Annotated in this window: 15 protein-coding genes and 1 pseudogene; 10 read left to right on the top strand and 6 right to left on the bottom strand. The window is 44.8% G+C overall.

The features are described 5' to 3' along the window. The first annotated feature begins 80 nt into the window (after positions 1-80). From ABWY16_RS02690 to ABWY16_RS02680, 3 genes are read left to right on the top strand one after another with little or no spacing between them, the layout of a single operon-like run. On the top strand, positions 81-3206 hold the full coding sequence (locus ABWY16_RS02690; RefSeq protein ID WP_353903109.1) for a SusC/RagA family TonB-linked outer membrane protein: 3126 nt from the start codon (positions 81-83) through the stop codon (positions 3204-3206). Between the two features lie 11 nt (positions 3207-3217). Continuing rightward, entirely contained in the window at positions 3218-4918 is a 1701-nt protein-coding gene (locus tag ABWY16_RS02685) for a RagB/SusD family nutrient uptake outer membrane protein (protein WP_353903108.1), read from the top strand. Between the two features lie 17 nt (positions 4919-4935). Beyond that, on the top strand, positions 4936-7356 hold the full coding sequence (locus ABWY16_RS02680) for a glycoside hydrolase family 2 TIM barrel-domain containing protein (protein WP_353903107.1): 2421 nt from the start codon (positions 4936-4938) through the stop codon (positions 7354-7356). 5 nt (positions 7357-7361) lie between these two features. Here the strand turns inward: ABWY16_RS02680 and ABWY16_RS02675 are convergent, their stop codons facing one another. Together ABWY16_RS02675 and ABWY16_RS02670 are read right to left on the bottom strand one after the other, a co-directional pair. Beyond that, on the bottom strand, positions 7362-8486 hold the full coding sequence (locus ABWY16_RS02675) for an FAD-dependent monooxygenase (RefSeq protein ID WP_353903106.1): 1125 nt from the start codon (positions 8484-8486) through the stop codon (positions 7362-7364). 78 nt (positions 8487-8564) lie between these two features. Beyond that, positions 8565-9428, bottom strand: coding sequence for a helix-turn-helix domain-containing protein (locus tag ABWY16_RS02670; protein WP_353903105.1), 864 nt, complete (start codon positions 9426-9428; stop codon positions 8565-8567). Positions 9429-9539: 111 nt separating this feature from the next. Here ABWY16_RS02670 and ABWY16_RS02665 point away from each other — a divergent pair, with 111 nt between their 5' ends. The 4 genes from ABWY16_RS02665 to ABWY16_RS02650 all read left to right on the top strand — a co-directional run bounded on the left by ABWY16_RS02665 (position 9540) and on the right by ABWY16_RS02650 (position 18799). Then, positions 9540-9854 carry a DUF6660 family protein gene (locus tag ABWY16_RS02665; RefSeq protein WP_353903104.1) on the top strand — a complete coding sequence of 105 codons (315 nt, stop codon included), beginning with the start codon at positions 9540-9542 and terminating at the stop codon, positions 9852-9854. Between the two features lie 73 nt (positions 9855-9927). After that, a complete protein-coding gene (locus ABWY16_RS02660; protein WP_353903103.1) occupies positions 9928-14256 on the top strand; it encodes a CusA/CzcA family heavy metal efflux RND transporter in 4329 nt (1442 codons plus the stop codon). A gap of 8 nt (positions 14257-14264) precedes the next feature. Next, the gene (locus ABWY16_RS02655) at positions 14265-15443 is read left to right on the top strand and encodes an efflux RND transporter periplasmic adaptor subunit (protein ID WP_353903102.1); all 1179 of its coding nucleotides are present in this window, start codon (positions 14265-14267) and stop codon (positions 15441-15443) included. A gap of 131 nt (positions 15444-15574) precedes the next feature. Further along, a complete protein-coding gene (locus ABWY16_RS02650) occupies positions 15575-18799 on the top strand; it encodes a cytochrome c biogenesis protein (protein ID WP_353903101.1) in 3225 nt (1074 codons plus the stop codon). 7 nt (positions 18800-18806) lie between these two features. Here ABWY16_RS02650 and ABWY16_RS02645 read toward each other — a convergent pair whose 3' ends face one another. Both ABWY16_RS02645 and ABWY16_RS02640 read right to left on the bottom strand, forming a co-directional pair. Continuing rightward, positions 18807-19673 carry a helix-turn-helix domain-containing protein gene (locus ABWY16_RS02645; RefSeq protein ID WP_353903100.1) on the bottom strand — a complete coding sequence of 289 codons (867 nt, stop codon included), beginning with the start codon at positions 19671-19673 and terminating at the stop codon, positions 18807-18809. A gap of 45 nt (positions 19674-19718) precedes the next feature. Next, positions 19719-20690 carry an NAD(P)H-quinone oxidoreductase gene (locus ABWY16_RS02640; protein WP_353903099.1) on the bottom strand — a complete coding sequence of 324 codons (972 nt, stop codon included), beginning with the start codon at positions 20688-20690 and terminating at the stop codon, positions 19719-19721. Between the two features lie 167 nt (positions 20691-20857). Between ABWY16_RS02640 and ABWY16_RS02635 the strand changes: the two genes are divergently transcribed. Together ABWY16_RS02635 and ABWY16_RS02630 are read left to right on the top strand one after the other, a co-directional pair. Further along, on the top strand, positions 20858-21712 hold the full coding sequence (locus ABWY16_RS02635; protein ID WP_353903098.1) for an SPFH domain-containing protein: 855 nt from the start codon (positions 20858-20860) through the stop codon (positions 21710-21712). Positions 21713-21714: 2 nt separating this feature from the next. Next, on the top strand, positions 21715-21888 hold the full coding sequence (locus ABWY16_RS02630; protein ID WP_353903097.1) for a type II toxin-antitoxin system antitoxin: 174 nt from the start codon (positions 21715-21717) through the stop codon (positions 21886-21888). Between the two features lie 12 nt (positions 21889-21900). Here ABWY16_RS02630 and ABWY16_RS02625 read toward each other — a convergent pair whose 3' ends face one another. Next, positions 21901-22887: an aldo/keto reductase gene (locus ABWY16_RS02625; RefSeq protein ID WP_353903096.1), complete on the bottom strand. Its 987-nt coding sequence runs from the start codon at positions 22885-22887 to the stop codon at positions 21901-21903. 61 nt (positions 22888-22948) lie between these two features. Further along, positions 22949-23293 (bottom strand): YciI family protein, encoded by a 345-nt coding sequence (locus ABWY16_RS02620; protein WP_353903095.1) that lies wholly within the window; start codon positions 23291-23293, stop codon positions 22949-22951. 402 nt (positions 23294-23695) lie between these two features. Between ABWY16_RS02620 and ABWY16_RS02615 the strand changes: the two are divergent. Further along, positions 23696-23892, top strand: a pseudogene (locus tag ABWY16_RS02615) (hypothetical protein); the annotation flags it as partial.

The following is a 23892-nucleotide window of genomic DNA, read 5'->3' as shown; positions in this document are numbered from 1 at the left end:
AACCTTTCCGGGTGCACATGACGGCTGGCTATTACCCAGGCCCAGAAAAATCTAAATGTGTCCACCTAAAAACTTTTATCATGTATACAAAATCTGCTCTCCAAAGGAGTATGCTAACGATGACAGGAATGTTTATTTTCCTGCTCATTTCTTCCGCCGCTTATGCACAGCAGGTACTGCGCGGAAAAGTAACAGACAATAATAATCAGCCTTTACCCGGTGTAAGTGTACGCCTGAAAAATGCAACTACAGGCACCAGTACCGATGGACAGGGAAACTTCCAGATCAGCATTCCGGATAACAACGCGGTACTGCAGTTTACTTCTGTGGGTTACACCACGCAGGAAGTGCCCCTGAGAGGCCGTACTACCCTAAACATTGCGCTGGTCAGCAACGATCAGGCACTGAGCGAAATTGTGGTAGTGGGTTACGGTACCCAGAAGAAGGAGACCGTTACTGGATCCATTTCGCAGGTGAAAGGTGCCGACCTCGTGAAAAGCCCGCAGCCAAACCTTTCCAATTCACTGGCCGGAAGATTCTCGGGCGTGGTCATCAATAACCGCGGTGGTGAGCCGGGAGCTGACGGATCTGATATCAGGATCCGCGGACTGGCAACTACCGGGAGCAATGCGGTACTGGTAGTGGTAGACGGGGTTCCCGGACAGATCGGCGGACTGGAACGTTTAGACCCAAATGATATCGAAAGCGTTTCGGTACTGAAAGATGCTTCTGCAGCAATATATGGTAACCGTGCAGCAAACGGGGTAATCCTGGTAACCACCAAAAAAGGGAAGTCGGGAAAGCCACAAATCAGTTATTCATTTAACCAGGGCTTTAGCTCACCTACACGGCTACCGGAATTAGCAGATGCTGCAACTTACGCGCAAATCATGAATGAGATCAACTACGATTCCAACCCTGCAGGCGGCCTCAACCAATCCTACACTACAGACCAGATCCAAAAGTTCAGAGATGGCTCTGACCCGCTGAATTACCCTAATACGGACTGGGCTAAAACAGTATTGAAAAGTGTCGCCACACAGCAACAGCATAGCCTGTCAGTAAATGGAGGAACGGATGACGTGAAATATTACATGTCCCTGGGAACCATCAGTCAGTCCAGCCTCTTTAAAAACGGCGCCACCAAATACAACCAGTATAACTTCAGGACCAACCTGGAGGCCAATATCAGCAAGCGCTTGAAAGTGGGCTTGTCGCTCTCAGGAAGGGAAGAGGACCGTAAGTATCCGATAACCTCTGCCGCGGATCTCTTCCGTTCGCTATACCGGTCTAAACCTATCATCGCAGCATATTATCCAAACGGTTTGCCTACCACGGGAATCGAGAATTCCAATCCGGCTGTGCTGCCTACCGATCTGAATGGAACACTTAATGACCCTAATCAGGTATTGAACGCGATCCTTCGCGGTAGCTACCAGATCCCGGGAATTGAAGGTCTGTCTGTAGATGGCTTCTTTTCTGCCGATAAATCCAATGAATTCAGGAAGAGCTTTAACAAACCCTATGTACTTTACAATTATGTAGCATCTACAGGTGTCTACAATCCTAATATCGTTGGCGGAAGTAACTCGAAAGCCACACTGATAGAATCGCAGCGCCGGGAATCACTGTTGACATCCAACCTCAAACTCAACTATGCACGCAGATTTGGCAAGCATGACATCAACACTTTTGTAGGCTATGAGCAAAGCAAGAACAATCTTGAATACTTTGATGCACAGCGCTTCAACTACCTTTCTACGCAACTGCCAGAACTATCGCAGGGAGGAACGGCTGCTACAGATTTCCTGAACTCAGGTTACAGCAGCAACTATACCCGCCGCAGTATTATCAGCAGGCTGGCTTACAGCTATGATGAGAAGTATCTCTTTGAAGGTCAGCTGCGCCGCGATGGCTCTTCCATCTTCGCGGCAGGTAAACAATGGGGTACTTTCCCTTCAGTTTCTGCAGGGTGGCGGATCAGTAAGGAGGACTGGTTTAACAACAGCATACACTTTTTTGACGACCTGAAACTACGGGCGTCCTATGGATCTCTCGGTAACGATAACGTAAATGGTTTCCAGTATTATGATAACTATACGCTGGTAGGTAATGGCTTTGTGGCTCAGTCGCCAGGTGGCGTACCAACAATCCAGCCGGGCGTGGCTTTATCCAAACTGGCTAATCCGGGGATCACCTGGGAGGTTGCTAAAAAGCTTGATATCGGTATCAATGCTACTTTCCTGAAAAACTTTTCGTTCGAAGCGATCTATTTTGAGCAAAAACGTTCAAGCATCCTGTCCGCAAGAAACGCCTCGCTGCCAGGTTCATCAGGTATTGTGAATCCATACAATGATGGCTCTTCAACATATAACCCGCTGGTGCCTTCGGAGAATATTGGTAAGGTAAACAGCAAGGGTTTGGAGGGTACGTTAGGCTATAACCACACCGGCACTGAATGGAGATGGGGAGTCTCGGGTAATATTACCTATGCGAAAAGCAAGATTGTGTTTATTGACGAAGCTGCGGGTACCCTCGGATACCAGCGCCAGACCGGTTTGCCGCTTGGTACTTACCTGCTGTACAATAACATTGGTCTGTTCCGTACACAAGCCGACCTTGATGCGTATCCGCATGTGACGGGTGCAAAAGTGGGCGACCTGAAATATGAAGATATCAATGGCGACGGGACAATTAACGCAGATGATATGACCAGAACCAAATACGGTAATGTGCCGCAGATTACCTATGGCTTTAATTTCAATGTATCCTATCACAACTTTGACCTGTCAGTTCTTTTTGCAGGGCAGGCAAAAGTGGTTCAGTACGTATTGCCGGAATCAGGTACTGTGGGTAACTTCTACAGCAGCTGGGCTGACAACAGATTTAGCCCGACGAATACCAGCGGAACCTACCCCCGTGTAACCGAAAGAGCTTCAAACGCAATTAGCGGCGGGCAGTACAGAAATGATTTCTGGCTCAATAATGCAGCTTTTCTGCGGCTGAAAAACGTGGAGCTGGCCTATAACCTGAAGGCAGATTTTCTTTCCAAAATCAAGGTATCAGGCGTAAGGGTTTTTGCCAGTGCTTTTAACCTGTTTACCATCACAAAAGTGAAGGACTACGATCCGGAGGGCAGCAGTGAAAGCGGGCAGTTTTACCCGCAGCAGCGGATAATCAATTTAGGCGCAAACGTGAAATTTTAAGGAGAACTAAAATGAAAAACAATTATAAATCAGCTGTTTTTGTGATGATCAGTTGTCTGATGGTACTGAACGCATGTAAGAAAGACTATCTGGAAACTACCGCAACAGATAGGATCCCAACCAATACACTTACTACAGACACGGCAGTGTTTGAAGCTTATGTAACCAATGAATACATCGGTACGAGGCTGCAGGATAAAGAAGCCGATGGCAGTAATCCTGGTTTTGGGCGCGGTTTTGAGTACAGTATGGTGAGTTCGATGACCGACGAATCGGTTTACAATAACGACGATAATACCTGGCTGATCCAGCGCGGGCAGATGGCCCCTGAAAACCTGGGCGCTATGGGCGTCTTCTGGGCAAGGAGTTACCGCAGTATCCGCGAATGTAATTATGCACTGAGTGTACTGCAAACAATTACAATGAGTGCCGGCCATAAGAATATGATTGAGGGTGAACTGCGCTTTATCAGGGCTTTCCGCTATCTGGATCTGATCCGCAATTACGGACGTGTAGTGCTGGTGGGCGACAAGGTACTGGGCCTGACGGACAACTTACAGGACCCTTCATTGTACAAACGTGAGACCATCAAGGCAGGTATCGACTATGCTGCAGCAGAATTTGCAGCGGCCGCAACTAAACTTCCGCTAAGCAATAGCGGTACGTGGGTGCTCGGCCGCGCTACCAGAGGTGCTGCACTGGCACTGCGGGGACGCTTGATGTTATATGCTGCAAGTCCGCTTTATGCTTCGGGCTCCTGGGCAGATGCAGCGGCAGCATCACAGCAGGTGATTGCGCTAAACCTCTATGGAATTTATCAGGGAGGCTATGGCAATATGTTCCTGATCAATGAAACCAATGAGGCTATCTTTGAACGTCTGTTTACGAAAAATGCAAACCATACCCACCTGGAAATTGCCAACGGACCCAATGGGTACGGGGGCTGGGCTGGAAATACACCTATGCAGAATCTGGTAGATGTATATCAGATGACCAATGGTTTGCCGGCTAACAGTACAAATCCTTTATACAACGCTGCAACACCATATGCCAACCGTGATCCCCGCTTTGCAGCTACGATTCTTTATAACGGTGCAGCTTACCGTGGCCGGAATATAGAAACATTTATCCCGGGTGGTTTGGATAGTAAAGACGGACAGGACAACTGGAATACCACAAAAACAGGATATTACCTGAAGAAATTTATGAATGACGCCTATCCTTTGCAAAACCCATGGGGCTTTGCGGGTTTCCAGCCATGGATCTATATCCGCTATGCGGAAGTGCTGCTCAATTACGCTGAAGCCAGCAACGAAGCTTATGGCCCGCAGGGCATAGGAGCAGGCGCAACCATGACTGCTGTACAGGCAGTGAATATGATAAGAGCCAGACAAGGTGTGAATATGCCGGCGCTTCCTGCAGGAATCAACCAAACAGATATGCGGACCGCAATCCGCTATGAGCGCCAGGTGGAACTCGCTTTTGAGGAGCACCGCTTCTATGATGTACGCAGGTGGAAGATTGCAGAACTTACTGAAAATCAAGCTGCAATGGGTGTAGTCATTACCAAAAATGCTGATGGTTCATTTACGTATACACCCAAGGTTGCATTGGATGGACGTAAGTTTGAAACAAAGCACTACTGGCTGCCTATACCACGTACTGAAATTTTATCATCAAACAATCAGCTGGAGCAAAATCCGGGATACTAAAGAATCAACTGCTACCTATGAAAAATATTTATTTACTGTTATTCCTTTTCTGCTGTTTTTGCCCCTCGCCGGCGGATGCGCAGGATGCCGAACAAAACATCCTGTTTAACAGCGGATGGAAATTTATGAAAGGAGATGCTGCAGGAGCGGAGCGCCCCGCTTACAACGACCAAAACTGGAGAGCTGTCAGCCTGCCCCACGACTGGAGTATTGAAGGTCCGTTTGATGAAAAATGGGCCAGCAGTACCGGCTATCTGCCCGGAGGAATTGCCTGGTACCGTAAAACCTTTACGCTGAAACCAGCTGCTCCAGGCGAAAAAACATTCATCTACTTTGATGGCGTTTACAAAAACAGCGAGGTCTGGATCAATGGGCATTACCTGGGCAAGAGGCCAAACGGATATGTCTCTTTTCAGTATGAACTGAGCAAATACCTGAATAAGACGGGTTCCAATACCCTTGCGGTAAAGGTTGACCATACGAAGTTTGCCGATTCGCGGTGGTATCCGGGTTCGGGAATCTATCGGAATGTATATCTGATTGTAAAAAATCCGGTCTACATTCCTACCTGGGGCATTGCTTTCAGTACACCGCAGGTGACTACAGAAAAAGTTTCAGCTGCGCTTGCAGTAGATATTACAAACAGTTCTTCGCAACCAGCAGTCATTGTGGTAAAGAGTTCTCTTGTTGACAAGCAGGGCAAGGTAGCGGCAAGTGCTTCAGAACAGTTAAAACTGGGAGCATCTTCAAGGGGTGTAGCGCAGCTAAGCTTTGCTGTCTTGCAGCCAGAATTGTGGTCGGTTGATGATCCTTCATTGTATCAGCTTAAAGTTTCACTGGTACTTAACGGGAAAACCGTTGATCAGCAGCAACAGCAGGTAGGCTTAAGAGAGATCAGATACACCGCCAATGAAGGTTTCTTCCTCAATGGGAAAAATATGAAGATGAAGGGCGTGTGTATCCATCATGATGCCGGTGCTTTAGGCGCTGCGGTGCCAGCCGGTGTATGGGCATGGCGCCTGCGTAAACTGAAGGCTGCAGGTGTGAATGCGATCAGGATGAGCCACTATCCGCATCAGGATTACCTGTACAAGCTTTGCGATCAGATGGGATTTCTGGTGATGGACGAGGCTTTTGACGAATGGGAATATGGAAAAAACAAATGGGTAGCGGGCTGGAACAAAGGTAAACCCACCCGCGATGGCTACAATGAATATTTCAAGGAATGGGCGGAGAGCGACCTGAAAGATGTAGTGCTCCGCAACCGCAACCATCCATCGATTGTGATGTGGAGCATCGGCAATGAAATCGACTACCCAAATGATCCTTATTCGCATGAGGTATTGAACACAGGACGCAACCCACAGATCTATGGCAGGGGATACTCTGCTGCAAGTCCGCCGGCAAGTGAAATGGGGCCTATAGCCCGCAGACTGGTCAAGGTAGTAAAGGACAATGATACTACACGACCGGTAACCGCGGCCCTGGCAGGCGTAGTGATGTCTAACCTGACTGATTATCCCGGATTACTGGATCTGGTAGGGTATAACTACCAGGAGTACCGGTATGCAGAAGACCACAAGCAGTATCCGGACCGGATTATCTATGGAAGTGAGAATGGCAAAGGCCGCAAGGAATGGCTGGCAGTTGACAGCAACAAGTATATCTTCGGGCAATTCCTGTGGACCGGCTTTGATTTTGTAGGTGAGGCCCATGGATGGCCGTTGAGAAGCAGCGGCGCAGGTTTGCTGGATATGGCTGGCTTCCCTAAAAACGATTTTTATTTACGCCAGGCACTCTGGACTACAAAACCAATGGCTTACCTCATGGTTTCAAAAAGCAATGAAGATGATGAGATCCGCTTTATATGGAATTCTGCACCAAGCTGGAACTGGAAGGAAGCTGAGCAGCTTAAGGTTTTGGGAATTACAAATACGGAGGAAGCAGAGCTCTTCCTCAACGGGAAATCGCTGGGCAGGAAGAAGGCTGGCAATAGCGGGACGCCACTGTTCTGGAACCTGAATTACCAACCGGGAGAACTCACAATGAAAGGTTACGCCGGCGGGCGCGAAGTAGTGTCTTATCAACTCACAACCTCTGCTGAAGCTAAACAAATTACTGCCACCCTCGACAGGGAAAGATTCGCCGGGGATGTTCAGGAAGTAGCGATGATTGAACTTTCCCTGAAAGACAAGGACGGAAACCTGGTATATGCTGCAGACAATCCGGTCGAGGTTAAGGTAGAGGGCCCAGCAAAGTTGCTGGGCCTGGAAAGTGGCGATCTGGCCAGTCATGAAAGTTACCAGTCAAATGTCAGGAAAGCCTATCACGGAAAATTACTGGCCTATATACAGACTAACGCAAAAGCAGGAACAGTAAAAGTAACGATCATCCCGCAGGGGATGGCTTCAAAAACTATAACTTATACACTGAAATAGGTAGGCTAAAAGTTAAAGCCCTCCCTGTTTCTTTTAATGATAGCTTCTTCGGTTCTTGGAATGAGTATATCCAGTGCAAAATCTACAACGCCTGCCTGTATATCTTCAATAAAAGGACGGAAGCTATCATTGTATTCATGAAATGCCGCTTCAAAATTACCATCGCATTTCTCAAAAGCATCAGCGAGGGCAGCCGCTCCATCAATAGCCAGCGATCCGCCTCGTCCCGCGGCCGGTGAGGCACAATATCCTGCATCGCCCACCAAAGCAACACGCCCTTTACTCCAGGAAGGCATTTTCATCTGGCAGAGCTTATCAAAGTAAAAAGCTGTTGATTGCTTAATTTCTTCAATCAGTTCCGGCGTACGCCAGCCTGTTCCTTCAAACTGTTCGAATATCATGTTGCGTTGCTGCTGTTCATTGCGGTAATCGTAAGGGATTTCCAGTTCTGAATAATAGGCAAGACAAATATCGGTTTTGCCATTGTAAGCGTTCAGCATTACCGTTTTGCCCGGTTCGCTGTACATTTGATTTGTGTTCTCCGGGATAAGCAGTTTGTTTACTATCGAAATTGAAAAGTAGGTATTCAGGAAGTGGGAAAACTCTTTTTCCTCACCGAACCAAAGTTTTCTTACCACAGAATGGATACCATCGCAGCCAAATACCAGATCAAAAATAGCAGAGGGGGTGTTTTTAAATGTCACTTCAATTCGATCTGCGGTTTCCGCTAAACTGCTAATGGTCTCGCTGAAAATGAATTCTACATCGTCCTTTACCGCTTCATTCATCAAATCCAGTAAAACATCTCTTTCGATCTCATATTCTTCCTGGCCGCGACTATCGTGTTGTTGCTGAATGTGGTTCAGCCGCTCGGTTTCATCCTCTGCATTTTTAAATTCCATTGTTTCCATTGTAATCCTGTTAGCCGCAATCTGCTCAAACAAACCCATGCGTTTAACAATGTCAATTGTGTTTTCCATGATATTCACTGGCGTTCCACCCTTTTTTAGCTGTCCGGAAATCTCCACAATGGTAACCTTGTAACCCAATTTATTCATCCAGTATGCTGTGGATAAACCCGCGAAACTTGCTCCTGAAATAAGTACTTTTTTTTGACCTGCTGTTTCCATTTCTATAATAAAATTATTCAGATCAAAGGAACCGCGTAATCACTCAGTCCTGTAGGTCATAACAAGGTAAGAGTTGGACTAATCGAGGTTTTTCTGACGGAAGCTTAATGGAGATTTGCCGGCAAGTTTAGAAAACAATCTGGAAAAGTAAGGGTAGTCATCGTAGCCTAATTTGGCAGCAATTTCTTTGAGGGACAGGTCAGAGTGATAAAGTAATCGCTTTGCTTCCAGTACTACACGCTGCTGGATATGATAAGACACGGGATGCCCGGTTGTATTTTTCACACATTCATTGAGGTATGGAAGAGATAGGTTCAGTTTTTCTGCATAGGCTGCAGGGCGTTTAAGTATAGAAAACTGGCTTGCCAGGGTTTCCCTAAAACTTTTTGTCACAGATTCCGCCCTTGAAATTTTGTCAGCTGAGGTAGCTTTATCCAGGTACATCGAGATGATCAAACCTGCAAGAGAATTGATGTTGTCTTTCAGCAGGAATTGGTAAAACTGGTCTTTTTTGCGGTTTGTAAGTTTTAAACCCAATAATGCGATGTCTGACAATAAAGAATGTTTATCCCGGTCTAAGCGCATCGGGCTGGCGGGTGTTATATCATCCAGTAGTTTGAGGTACTGAGGGTTAATATTGTCGTTTTCGGCGGCCCACACAAATGCTGTTACATTTTCAAAACTAATAATCCTGTGTACCTGATCAGGATGCATATGAATTACGGATGGAGCTTCAATTTCAAACACTTGAAAGTCGATCTCAATGGATACCTTCCCCTTTTCGACAAGGAAGAAGGAATGCCGGTCGTGCCGCTCCGGTTGTTCCCAATCGCCAAGATCAGGCAGATTCTCAAATGAAACTGTTTCGATGCTGATGCCGGTGTTAAAGTCGTCACCAAATTTATTGACAGGTATTGAACCGCTGTTTTTCCGCATCTTCATATCAGTATGCAGGTAAAGATATGGTTTTGAACTATACCTGGCATCAGTAAAGAGCTTTGCGTTGGCATAAAATATATCATTTATAATTTTTATTCTTTACTTTTGGCCTGGATGAAAAACATTGCTTTACTATTCAGTCTATTTTTCTTATACCTGGCACTCATGCCCTGCCAGGATAAAGAAGATGCATCTGTAAGTGAAGTTTATACCTCTGTTCAGAAAGATCAATCTGCCCATAACCAAAAGGAGCAGGAAAGTTGCCCTCCCTTTTGTTCCTGCTATTGCTGCTCAACAGTAAGGCATTTAGCATCATCGGTAGCCCTGCCCGTTTATTCAAAAACTGTAACACGTCAATATCCTGACTATGCAATTTCATCAGTGAAGGAACAGCCTATCAAGATCTGGCAGCCTCCGCAGATAGCATAAGTTTCTTTCTATTTTAATTGTGCATTTCCCCTGATCAGGTTGGATATGCTTTATCTATTTTTTCAGAAATTTTATGTTAGACGCCATTATACGGTATAGTATCCGTAATAAACTGGTGATCGGCTTTTTCACTCTTGCACTGATAGTGTGGGGAGTTTGGAGCACGACACAAATTGCCCTGGATGCTTTGCCGGATATCACCAATAACCAGGTCCAGGTAATTACTAAAGCGCCAACTTTAGCTGCACAGGAAGTTGAACAGTTCATCACTTATCCGGTAGAACGCTCCCTGTCAAACCTGCCAGATATCACTGAAATGCGTTCGATGTCCAGATTTGGACTCAGCGTAATTACCATCGTATTTAAAGAATCGGTTGATGTTTACTTCGCAAGGCAACTGATCGCAGAAAAACTTAATGAAGTTCAGGAAGAAATTCCGAAGGGGACGGGCAGGCCGGAAATGGCTCCTGTCACTACCGGACTCGGGGAGATTTATCAGTATATTCTCCATCCTAAAAAAGGAAGTGAAAAGAAATATACTGCTATGGATCTGAGAACAATGCAGGACTGGATTGTTACCCGCCAGCTGTATGGTATTACTGGTGTCGCAGAAGTGACTGCTTTTGGCGGCGTAACTAAACAATTTGAAGTTGCACTGGATCCTGACAAGCTAAAAGCAATGGATGTGACCATTCCTGAAGTTTTTACAGCTTTAGAAAAAAATAATCAGAATACTGGTGGTGCGTATATTGATAAAAAGCCGAATGCTTACTTTATCAGAGGAGTAGGTTTGATGTCAGGCATCCCGGATATTGAAAATACGATCATTAAAAGGCAGGCCAATGGGCTGCCTGTTCTGGTAAAGAATGTGGCCAAGATTCATCTGGGGTCACCGCCACGTTATGGCGCAATGACCTATAACGGTGAAAAGGAAGTAGTTGGAGGAATTGTATTGATGACCAAAGGAGCCAATAGTGCTGAGGTGGTAGCGCTCGTGAAAGAGCGGATGAAACTTGTACAGAAATCCCTTCCCGGCGATGTTATTATAGAGCCTTTTCTGGACCGTACCAATCTTATCAAAAGAGCAATCAGCACAGTAGAACGAAACTTAACTGAAGGTGCGCTAATCGTGATCTTTGTTTTGGTGCTGTTTCTTGGAAACTGGCGTGCAGGATTGATTGTAGCCTCAGCGATACCTTTATCCCTGCTTTTTGCACTTTCGCTAATGAACCTGTTTGGTGTTTCTGCCAATCTGATGTCGTTGGGAGCTATTGATTTTGGGCTCATTGTGGATGGCGCTGTTATTATTGTTGAGGCAACGATGCATCATCTGGTGCAAAGAAAAACTACAGGCCGTTTTACGCAGGAGGAAATGGACGATGAAGTTTTTCTGTCCGCATCCCGTATACGCAGCAGTGCTGCCTTTGGGGAAATCATCATTTTAGTGGTATATATCCCTATACTGACACTGACGGGTACTGAGGGAAAGATGTTCAGGCCTATGGCGCAGACAGTAGCCTTTGCGATTTTAGGTGCGCTGATATTATCATTAACCTACATTCCAATGGTATCCGCCCTGTTTCTTTCTAAAAATGCTGAACAAAAAAAGACTTTCTCTGACCGGATGGTTGGCTTTCTCCAGCGTAAATATGAGCCTGTGTTAAAGGCCGCAATACGTTTTAAATATCAGGTGGTTGCCCTGGCTGTGATTCTCCTCGTCCTCAGTGCCTATGTTTTCTCTCAAATGGGAGGAGAGTTTATCCCTCAGCTGGAGGAGGGTGACTATGCTATTGAATTCGTATTGCCGCAGGGAACATCTTTATCACAAACCACTGAAACAATCATGCAGGCCGAAAGGATGTTACGTAAGTATCCTGAAGTGAAAATGGTAGTGGGTAAAACGGGAAGTGCTGACGTAGCAACTGACCCGATGCCGCCTGAAGCCTCTGATTTGATAGTGATCCTCAAGGATAAATCAGAATGGCCGGACGGTAAAGGCTTTTATGAACTGGCGGATGATATGCAAGGAACACTTGCAGACATTCCGGGTGTTATTGCCGAACCAAGCCAGCCTATTCAAATGCGTTTTAATGAGCTGATGACTGGAGTGAAACAGGATGTAGCGGTGAAAATCTTTGGAGAAAACCTGGATACACTGAACCTGCTGGCAGCGAAAGTGGCACAGGCCATTAAACCGGTTGAGGGTGTAACACAACCGCAGGTTGAGCGGGTGAGTGGTCTGCCTCAAATTACCATAAAGTATGACCGTGCAAGGATGGCTAATTATGGTTTAAACATAGAAGATGTCAACCAGGTGATCAGCACCGCCTTCGCAGGCAACAGCACAGGTGCGATCTATGAAAATGAACGGAGATTCGATCTGGTAGTCAGGCTTGATTCTGCACACCGAAGCAACATAGATAATGTAAGTGAGCTGTTTATTCCCACACCTGATGGAAATCAGATACCCCTGTCCCAGGTCGCCACTATAGCTTATGAAACCGGCCCCGCGCAGATCAGCAGGGAAAATGCGAGAAGGCGCATAGTGGTGAGCTTTAATGTCAATGGAAGAGATGTAGAAAGTGTGGTGAAGGAAGTACAGACAAAACTCAATGTTAAGGTACCGCTGCCAACCGGGTACTATTATACTTATGGTGGTACTTTTGAGAATTTGCGTCAGGCAAGCCGACGGTTGATGATTGCAGTCCCTGCCGCATTGCTGCTCATTTTCATGCTATTGTATATCACATTCAAATCAATTAAACAGGCCTTGCTCATCTTCACCGCAATACCTATGTCTGCTATAGGCGGTATATTGGCTCTTTTGCTGAGAGGAATGCCTTTCAGTATATCGGCAGGAGTTGGTTTTATTGCCTTGTTTGGTGTAGCGGTTTTGAATGGAATTGTGCTAATAGGAACGTTTAACCAGTTAGCGAAAGAGGGAGTGGAAGACATCCTCCAACGCGTTTACCAGGGCACAAAAGACAGACTACGGCCTGTGTTAATGACTGCAACAGTGGCCTCGCTGGGATTTCTTCCAATGGCGGTGTCTACCAGTGCAGGGGCAGAAGTTCAAAAGCCACTGGCTACCGTTGTAATCGGAGGGTTGCTGACCGCCACGTTACTCACTTTGGTAGTGTTGCCATTGCTCTATCTTATTTTCTCGAAAAATAAACCTTTAGGAACTGCAAAACCAGCTCTGCTTGGAGTATTCCTGCTGGGCATTTGTTTACCATCTTCTGCACAGACGATACCTCCCTCAAAACGCGTTGTACTGAGTCAGGCATATGAAATAGGCATTCAGAATAATCTCCAGCTGCGGTCTTCAGAGATTAAGATCAGTCAGCAAAAAGAGCTGGAGAAAACTTCATTTGCACTACCTAAAACAGGTGTTTTTGTAGAGAATGAAGATCTTAATCCAGAGGATCGGAAAGGCATATTGAAAATTGGTGTGTCACAAAGCCTGGATTGGCCTGGATTGTACAGTGCCCGTAAAGGATTGCTGGAACAAAAAACACGTGCCGCAGAATATTCCAGGCAGGCATATGGGCTGGAACTCAGGAAAAACATTGCTGCTGCTTATTACAGGTTATGGTATCACCAAAGCAAACAGCGTCTGTGGCAAAGGATGGATAGTATTTATGGAACGCTGGCTAAAGCAGCTGTACTGCGGGTAAAAACGGGCGAAAATGCCGGTCTGGACAGCATCGCTGCCCAGGCGCGGGCTAAAGAAACTAAAGTTCAGCTCCGTATGATCCTCAAAGATATTCATACTGAGCAGGAGGCAATGAAACGTTTGTTGAATACAGATCTGAGTTTATTGCCGGACAGTTTGCCGCTGCAAAAAGTTATGCTTAATGGAACCGGGTTTGAAAACAATGGGCATCCGCTGTTAAAAATCCAGCAGCAAAATGTAAGCATTGCAGGCGCAGAAGCAAAACTGGTTGGACAAAACCAAATGCCATCCTTTGAAGGTCGCTTCTTTTCTCAGCGGTTATACGGGATCAGCCCGGCTTTCTCAGGTTTCTCTGTGTCAGTAGGCATTCCCCTTTTTGGTCGTGGACAGTACAAGCATAATTACAAAGCCGCACAGCTGGAACAAAATTACCAGCAAACCATACTTGCTGATCAGCAACTTGCGTTTAGCACATCCTACCGTCAGGAACTCGAAAAACTGGATAAAAACAGTGACCTGTTAGATTATTATACAACTACGGGATTAAAACAGGCAGATGCCATTATCAAAGCGGCAAATCTGGCCTACCGGTCAGGAGAGATTGGCTTTGCCGAACTGTCGCAATACCTGGCGCAAGCTATAGATATTCAGAGAAATTATCTTGATGTACTGAACGAATTTAACCAGTCTGCTATTCAATTGAATTATTACACCACTACCAAATAAGATTTGCCATGAATAAAATTTTTAGGCCCCTGATATATTTAATGATCATTACCATCCTTGGCTCAGCTACCTCTTGTAAACAGGCCGCACCAAAGGAGGAAGCAGAGGAAGGGGAAACTGCTGCTCCTGTGACCAACGACGTTAGCCTCAGCACGAATCAGATCAAAACCGCCGGTATTGAATTTGGTATTATCGAGATGAAGAACCTTGCAACGGCGATTAAAGCCAACGGATTACTGTCGGTACCCAATCAGAATAAGGCACTGGTGACCTCAGTATCAAGTGGTACAATCCGGACACTAACTGTTCAACCAGGGAATTACGTTAAAAAAGGACAGGTTATTGCAACTATTTTAAACCCACAGATTGCTCAATTACAGCAGGAACTGCAAACCACCCAGGCACAGTTAAACCTTGCGAGGCAGGAGAATGTAAGACAGAAGGAACTGGTTGCCGGTAATGCAGCACCATTAAAAAACCTGCAGAAAGCAGAAGCCGAACTGGCAGCATTAACGGCGACCTACAAATCTCAGCAAATACAGCTGACTGCATTAGGCATTTCATTCAGCGCTGCCAGCCGTGGCCAGATTGTTACCAGTATATCTGTCCTTGCCCCGATAAGCGGAACTATCAGTGAAGTATCGGCGCAGATAGGTTCCAATGTAGATGCCTCAACACCCATTGCACAGATTGTCAACAATTCACAGTTACACCTGGACCTCTTTGTGTTTGAAAAAGACCTTCCAAAGGTGAAAGCTGGACAGCTTATCCACTTTACCCTAACAAATAGCGCAGGAAAGGAGTATGATGCAAAAATATATTCCATCGGCACTGCCTTTGCCAATCAAAGCAAAACTATTCCTGTACATGCTGTAGTGATGGGTAATAAGGCAGGTTTGATTGAAGGAATGAACATCACCGCAATTATAAGTATTGGCAATGCAGTTTTACCTGCTGTACCAACTGAGGCAATAGTAAGTAATGGCGGCCGGGATTATATCTTCCGCATTAAGAAAAAGGATACTAAGGAGACTGTTTTTGAGCGTATTGCTGTTGCAAAAGGTGTTTCTGATGTTGGGTTTACAGAGATCACCCCGGTAGTGGATCTGAAACCGGGATCAGCAATTGTGATCAGGAAAACGTTTTTTGTTCTGGCTAAAATGGTAAATACAGGTGATGAGGATTGATCTGACCATTAGGGGCAACGCGTTCTGAACAATATCATTTAATTATCTTTTTTTTTCAAACATTCATTCCTCTGTCTAAAAATTTCTAATATGTGCCCCGTCCGGGAAAAGGACTACATCAAATACAACAAATGATATCACAGTTAAGCAGGATTCTCTTCTCTACCCGCACCATGGGTGCCTTATTATTATTTTACGCGTTCTCCATGGCGCTGGCTACTTTTGTTGAAAATGATTATGGAACTGCGGTTGCCAAAGCGCTGATATACAATTGCTGGTGGTTTGAGCTGGTGATGTTTTTCCTGATACTGAATTTTATTGGTAATATTAAAAGATACCAGCTGATATCATTTAAGAAACTCCCGCTGCTTGTATTTCATTTGGCGTTTATCATTATTTTCATTGGCGGCTACGTTACCCGTTACATCAGTTTTGAAGGCTCCATGCATATCCGCGAAGGACAGGCAAGTAACGATGTGGTTTCTGATGCAACTTTTTTTAAAATCCAGATTGGTCAGGACCAGCAGGCCCTGGCCTACGACGATAAGCCGGCAATACTCATTTCCAACCGCATACCCTCGTATCTTAAGCCCTTCAAAAAAACGTTTTTATCTAAATATGATTATAAGGGGCAGATAGTCAGGGTGCAGGTAGTAGACTTTTATGCCCGTGCACAAGACTCCCTGGTGCTAAATCCTGCAGGCAAACAAATACTGCATCTGGTGGTACTTGAAAATGGTAAACGTGTCAATAAATATATACAGTCTGGCAGTGTCCAGCTGATACAGAACCTGATTATAAGCTACAACAAGGAAACTCCGGGAGCAATAAATATCGCCGACGGTATAGGAAATTATCATATCTCTTCGCCTTATGAAGGCAACTACATGATCATGGCGACGCAGGAGAGAAAAGTGGTTACGGCAGATAACAAGCCACAGGATTTCCACCTGAGAAGTCTTTATACTTATGGAAATCTTGCCTTTGTTGTTCCTGAACCTGCTCGTGCAGGTAATATTATTTATTACGAAGGCGACAAACGTACACATGAGCATGACCTTGATCTGGTTAAAGTAGAGGTGACAACACCTTCCGCTATTGATACCGTATCTTTTTATGGTGGAAAAGGAATGACGAATTTTCAGTTTCAGGGTGAGGTTGGAGGTTTGCCTATTGCAATGGCTTACGGTTCAAAAATCTATAAAGCTCCGTTTAACCTGAAGCTGGTTGACTTTAAAATGGAAAAGTATCCGGGCAGCGCCAGCCCTGCAGCTTATTCTTCCGACATCATGATCTATGATGGTCACAATGAGCGTCCGTACAAGATTTTCATGAACCACGTGCTGGACGAGGATGGCTACCGGTTCTTTCAGTCGAGCTTTGACCAGGATGAGCTGGGCACGGTGCTGTCAGTGAATCACGATTATTGGGGAACTCATATTACTTATCTGGGTTATACTTTGCTCTTTGCAGGGTTGTTCATCACTCTTTTCTGGAAAGGAACTCATTTTTCGAAGTTGAATGAGCAACTGAAAACCATTTCAAGATCGAAAACATTAGTGCTGCTGCTGGTGTTTTTGCCTGGTGCTGCGGCATTCAGTCAGGAAATTGATATGCATGGGAAAGATGGTACAACTACTGTTGCACCAGACCATAACCACGTAGCCGATATGGAGCGCATGCTCGCGGGACAGGCTGTAGATGGGGCGGCTTTTGCTGCTTCGGTTCATACCGACCGCAATCATGCTGATAGCTTTGGACGTTTGCTGGTACAGAATATCGATGGCCGTATCGAACCGGTAAATACCATGGCGCTGGAAATCCTGCGCAAACTCTATCAGAAGGATAAATTCTACACCCTAAACGCCAATCAGTTTTTCCTCTCGGTTTCTACACTTCCTTTCGATTGGGTGAATGTTCCGCTTATTAAAGTTGGCAGCAAGGGTGGGCCTGGCTTGCTTACTGCCGTAAAGGCCAATGAGCAGGGCTATACCACGATGGTTAACCTGCTTAGTTTAAGTCAGGATGGTAGTATCGATTTCCGTTTAAAAGCCGATTATCTCAAAGCCTTCGCTAAAAAAGCATCTGACCAGGATGGTTATGATAAAGATGTGATCGAACTGAATGATAAACTTCAGGTCATGCAGCAATTACTCAACGGACAGTACCTGCGGGTTTTTCCAGTTGCAGGTGATGCGAATAATACCTGGATAGCAGCACCGGCTGCAACAGCAGGAAATGCTTCAGCTCCTGGCAATCCGGCAACGATTTATTTGATGAGCATTTATAAGGCCACGCAATCCGGAAACTGGAGCATTGCCGATCAGAAACTGGAAACACTGAAAAAGCTGCAGTTTGAAATTGGTAAAGCAGTTGTTCCCTCGCTGACCAGGATTGATATGGAGGTTCGTTACAATTCCTGGAATATCTTTCTGAACCTGATGATTACCTACGCGTTATTGGGTACAGTAATCCTTGCCCTGGCATTTGGTTCTTTATTCAAATATTCCAAAGCACTGCGCAGGACTATCAATTTTGTACTGGTACTTATCAGTGTCGCTGCCCTTTTGCAGATGTTCGGGCTTGCAGTGCGCTGGTATATTTCTGGTCACGAGCCATGGAGTAATGGCTATGAGGCTGTTATGTTTATCAGCTGGATAGGAGTGATGTCTGGATTGTTATTGTACAGAAACAGTAATGCCTTTATCCCGGCTGCAGGTTGTCTGATTGCTGTGATCCTGATGGGGTTTGCGCATGGAGGTTCCCAGATGAACCCTCAGATTACCCCACTGGTGCCGGTGCTGAAATCTTATTGGCTGATGGTGCACGTTGCTATTATAACCTCGAGTTATGGATTTTTTGGCTTAAGCGCTTTACTGGGAACAGTAGTATTGCTGCTTTATATCATTGACCACAAGAAAATCAGTGCCAAAGTAAAATCCTCTGTGGTAGAACTGACTATTGTAAATGAGATGTCGCTTACTGTAGGCATATTCTTACTTACTGTAGGTACGTTTCTGGGTGGTATCTGGGCCAATGAAAGCTGGGGACGTTACTGGAGCTGGGACCCTAAGGAGACCTGGGCTTTTATCTCAGTGATAGTTTATGCATTCGTATTACATGTGAGGCTGATCCCTAATCTGCGGAGTAAATATCTTTTCAATCTTTTATCACTGCTTGCCTTTTCGGTAATAATAATGACCTACTTTGGTGTAAACTATTACCTGACCGGGCTCCATTCTTATGCGCAGGGAGATCCTGTCCCAATTCCGGCATGGGTTTATGTCACGTTAGCGCTGGTTGCTCTATTGGCTATAGTTTCGTACCGGCGGTATAAGCTGCGGTCTTTAAAGTAAATCCTGGTTATACGAGGGTATTGGACTTTACCCTAAGATGGTTTTGCGCTTGTTTAAGAAACTCATCGGGTGTCTGCCCGGTTTGTTTTTTAAAAAACCTGCTGAAATATGGACGGTCTGAAAACCCAAGTCCATAGGAGATCTGCTTAATGGTATGTTCGCTGTGGATGATCAGCCTTTTTGCTTCTAATATAATCCGGTCATGAATGATTTGGGTGCCGGTTTTATGCAGCTTTTCCTTCAGTATCTGGTTGAGCCTTTTTGAGCTGACATCCAGTTTGCCGGCATAGAAATCGATGTTCCGAACCATCAGGTAATTACTTTCGAGCAGCATCAGAAACTCATACACTCTCTTTTGATGGATATCATGGCCGGTAAATTCCTCCTCTTTTACTTTAATCAGTTTGAGCAGAAAGACTTTGAGGAATGCTTTCACTATTTTGATATCCGAATTTTCTTTGAGGTATTCCTTTGTCAGTAGGTGATAGATGCCATTTAAATCTTCAGATGCATCTTTATCGAGCCTCAGACAGGAAAATTCGCCCTGCACATTAAAGATTTTGAAGATATCCAGCAAAAATTCTTTATCACCTTCTTCCAGAATTTCCCTTTTAAAGGACAGCAGCTCTCCGTTTTTTCCGGCCTTGTTGAGCTGATGAACCCTGTAGGGCGGTATCAGATAAATCCAGTCACCTCTCATTTCAAAGCTTTCAGATTTTACGTCGTGTAAAGGATCTTCATTTTTTAACCAGACGATTTCAAAGAAATCTTTTCTGCCGGGATCATTCAGATAACTGGGAGGGCACTGACTCAGATTTCTCATAAATATCATTGCACTTTCAAGCTGGGTCTCTGGTATGGCAGTTGGTGTCATTCGCTAAAGGTAATCAATAAAAATACTTCGGATAGCCTGCAGGCTTTAATCGTTCAGCAGGACAATCTTGCCAGTATGGCTGCCTTCTTCGAGAGAACGGTGTGCATCTGCAGCCTGATCCAGCGGAAATGTTTTGTAAATCACAGGTTTAAACTTCCCGGCCTCCATCAGCGGCCAGACCTTTTCGCGGATAGCAGCCGTTAGATTCTTTTTAAAAGCATAATCCCTGCTTCGAAGTGTGCTTCCGGTTACCGTCAGTCTCTTCAGCATCAACTTGCTGATATCCAAGGGAACCTTATTTCCAGCAACTGAATTGATATAGACCAGCCGGCCGTCGGGACGAAGAATACTGATGTTTTTTTCAAAATAATCACCTCCGATCATATCCAGAATTACATCGACGCCTTCTTTTTTTAACAGCTGTTCAAAATCGGAAGTTTTATAATTGACATAGCCATCTGCCCCAAGGTTAACACACAGTCTTCCTTTTTCTTCAGAACCAACGGTTACAAGTACTTTGGTATTAAATAATTTTCCGAGCTGGATAGCTGTGATGCCTATACCACTGTTTCCACCATGGATTAGCAATGTTTCACCAGCAACCAACCTGCCTCTTTCAAATACGTTTGACCAGACGGTAAATACTGCCTCAGGGAGACTGGCAGCTTCGGCAAAACTAAAATTAGAGGGTACAGGCAGGCATTGCCCCTCTTTGACTGCTACATATTCTGCATATCCTCCTCCTGCAATTAACGCGCAGACCTGATCACCTTTTTTCCAGAGCGTTACCGCATTGCCACAATTCTCAACGATTCCTGCTACTTCCATTCCCAGTATATCCTGGGGAGCTCCTGCAGGTGCAGGATAATTTCCCTGGCGCTGGGCAACATCTGCACGGTTTAAACCAGCTGCTTTAACATTGATAAGGATTTCATCTGCTGCGAGCTCTGGTGTAGGAAGTTGTTGCAGTTTTAATACATCTGCTGTACCGGGTGCGGTAATGGTGATGGCATTCATGATGGTCTGGTAATAACGTGAATAAGGTATTGTTTAAACAACAAAGGCTTGAGTTAGTTTTGGTTTGCGATAATCAGCCTGTTTAAAGAAAAATAAAATATTCTTTTGAATCTGATTTATATGTATGTTTGTGATATCAATATGATATCATTTAAATAGTATTTCTCATGAAAGCGGAAAAAATTGTTAACCCTTTAAATGGCTATGTAGCTGTAGTTTTTATCCTGGTATCTGCCATAATGATTGGCTATGGTGCGCTAAGCCAAAATCCCTTTTTGATCATTGCATTTATTCCTGTTGCCATTATTCTGGTGAAGGGCCTGACCATTGTAAGCCCGAATAGTTCGAAAGTACTACTCCTGTTCGGAAATTATGCCGGGACAATTAAGTCAAATGGTTTGTTCTGGATCAATCCTTTATACGCCAGATTTACTTACTCCCTGCGGGCAAGGAATTTTGAAAGTGAAAAGATTAAGGTGAATGATAAAATGGGGAACCCGATTCTGATCAGTGTGATCCTGGTATGGAGGGTGAAAGATACCTTTAAATGCGCTTTTGAAGTAGACGACTATAGTAAATTTATACAAATACAAACGGACTCTGCAGTGAGAAAACTTGCAGGCTCTTTTCCTTACGATCATTTCGAAGATGAAACTGCAACCATCACCCTGAGCACAAATTTTGTGGATGTAAACATTGCCCTTGAAAAAGAACTGATGGAAAGACTCGAAATAGCGGGGATTGAAGTGGTGGAGTCAAGAATTGGCTATCTGGCTTACGCTCCTGAAATTGCGCACTCCATGTTGAGGAGGCAGCAGGCTTCTGCTGTTGTTGCTGCCCGTCATAAAATCGTTGAAGGGGCTGTAGGCATGGTAGAAAGTGCATTAAAGATGCTCGCTGATAAAGATATCATTACCTTTGATGAAGACAGAAAAGCAGCTATGGTGAGCAATCTTATGGTAGTGCTCTGCGGCGACAGCGAAACCAAACCAGTAATCAATACCGGTACATTAAACCAATAACAATGGCGGATAAAAAATCATTTGCTTTAAGAATTGATTCAGAGATGATGAAGGCGATAGAAAAGTGGGCGGCTGATGAATTTCGTAGTGTAAATGGTCAGATTGAATGGATGCTCAACAATAGTCTTAAACAAGCGAAAAGGCTGAAAAACAAACCAGAAGAAAAGAAGCCGTAAAAGGCCTCTTTTCTAACTTTTATCTACCTGGCTTGCGGAAGTTTCATTGTAACGCGCACCGGTGTCAGGATACTTAGCCAGTAAGTCTTCCACATTTTTTGTGTCTGCATCTGTGAGGCTGATGTCTACACTGCCGGCATTTTCTTCGAGATACCTGCGTTTTTTGGTTCCGGGAATAGGTATGATATGGTCTCCCTGGGCCAATACCCATGCAAGTGCAAGCTGCGCTGGTGTGCAGCCTTTTTGTTTTGCCAGCTCAGCAAAGCCAGCTGCCAGTTTTGTGTTATTGTCCTGATGTTCCTGCTGATAGCGTGGCAAACCTTTACGGAAGTCGTTATCTGCTAAATTGTTCAAATCAAGCGTATTTGTTACTAATCCCCTCGCCAAAGGGCTGAACGGTACAAAGCTAATTCCTAGTTCTTTGCAGAGCGGAATAACGCTGCTCTCAGGATCTCGCGTTAACAGCGAGTACTCACTTTGCAGTGCGCTGACAGGATGAACCGCATGAGCCTTGCGAATAGAGTTGGCAGAAGCTTCCGAAAGGCCGAGAAACCTGACTTTGCCCTCGGTAACCAATTCTGCCATGGCACCAACCATCTCTTCAACCGGGACATTCGGATCAATACGGTGCGCATAATAAAGGTCGATCACTTCTACTTTAAGCCTTTTCAGACTTGCTTCAACCGCGGTCTTCATATAAGCCGGAGAACCATTAAATGACATGCCTTTGCCATCAGGATTAGCAGTAAATCCAAATTTGGTAGCGATAAATATTTTGTCACGATTTTCGCTAAGCACTCTGGAAATGAGTTCTTCATTTTTACCCGAGCCGTATACGTCGGCTGTATCCCAGAAATTTATGCCCAGATCGAGCGCTTTATGTAAGGTTGCTATAGACTCTGTGTCGTCTGGCGTGCCATAAGCATGGCTCATGCTCATACAGCCTAGACCAATTGCTGAAAGTTGTACACCTGTTGTTCCTAACGTTCTGTTTTTCATTCCCATAAAACAATGTTTAGCACAATAAGTTTTATTGGGAATGCTGCCAAAATAAATACAGCTACAGATCCGGAGTTATACGAATTTCCACATTGATCCCAAGCTGCAGGATCGGGCAGCATTTCACAATTTCGACGGCCTCTTCATAACTTTCAGCCCTTATGGCAATCATCCCGCCGATCGATTCTTTTACTTCTTTGTACGGGCCGCTGGTTACAACATTATCTTTAAATACTATCCTGCCTTTTGAATCAAGCCGTCTGATTGGCCTGGCCAGTTTGCCGCCGGATTCCAGTTCGCTGTACCAATCCTGCCAGGGTTTTAAAAAGTTTGCTATCTGTTCTGCTGTGGGCTGGACTTCTTCTGTATGATAGTCTCTGCGAAAGACCAATATGAATTCTCTCATGATGTTTATTTTATAAAGCATCAGCCAATGCAAATGCCATATTTTCAATTTGCTGATAGTCAGCATACTGATTTGCAGAGGCTGCTTTTCGCTGCTACGATATTTCGCTGCAAGATATCCTGACAAACGAAATAAGAAGAATGGCTTCCGTTGAATATCGTGCCTGCAATAACAAATAGCGAAATGCAGCGTGCTTTATATTTCATAAACTAACATCATATATCTGATTTTTAGTTGCTTATGTGTGTGGCATGTAGCTTGCCTGTCAACAGTACCAAAGACAATAAGAACAAATGATAAAAAAAATATCTGAACGATGAAAACGGCCAGCATAGAAATTAAAAATCCGGGTCCGGAAAAGCGCATTATCAGATTTTAATAGCCTGAAATTATCTCTTAATCATGAACGAAGCTGAAGTAAAATACCCTTCAGGAATATTTTTAGCCTGCAGGGAAGACCAGCAGCAGGTTTTGGAACAGGTTGTGCCTGAGCATCTGCTGATATATATCTATCAGGGAACAATGAATATCACTACCGCTGAAGGAAGTTTCAGGGTAAATAGTGGAGAATGTGTCCTTTTGGGGCGGAATCAGTTGGG

This window comes from Pedobacter sp. (assembly GCF_040513095.1).
GTDB lineage: Bacteria > Bacteroidota > Bacteroidia > Sphingobacteriales > Sphingobacteriaceae > Pedobacter.
The sequence above is the reverse complement of the archived record's forward strand: the minus strand, read 5'-3'. Positions and strand labels throughout refer to the sequence as shown.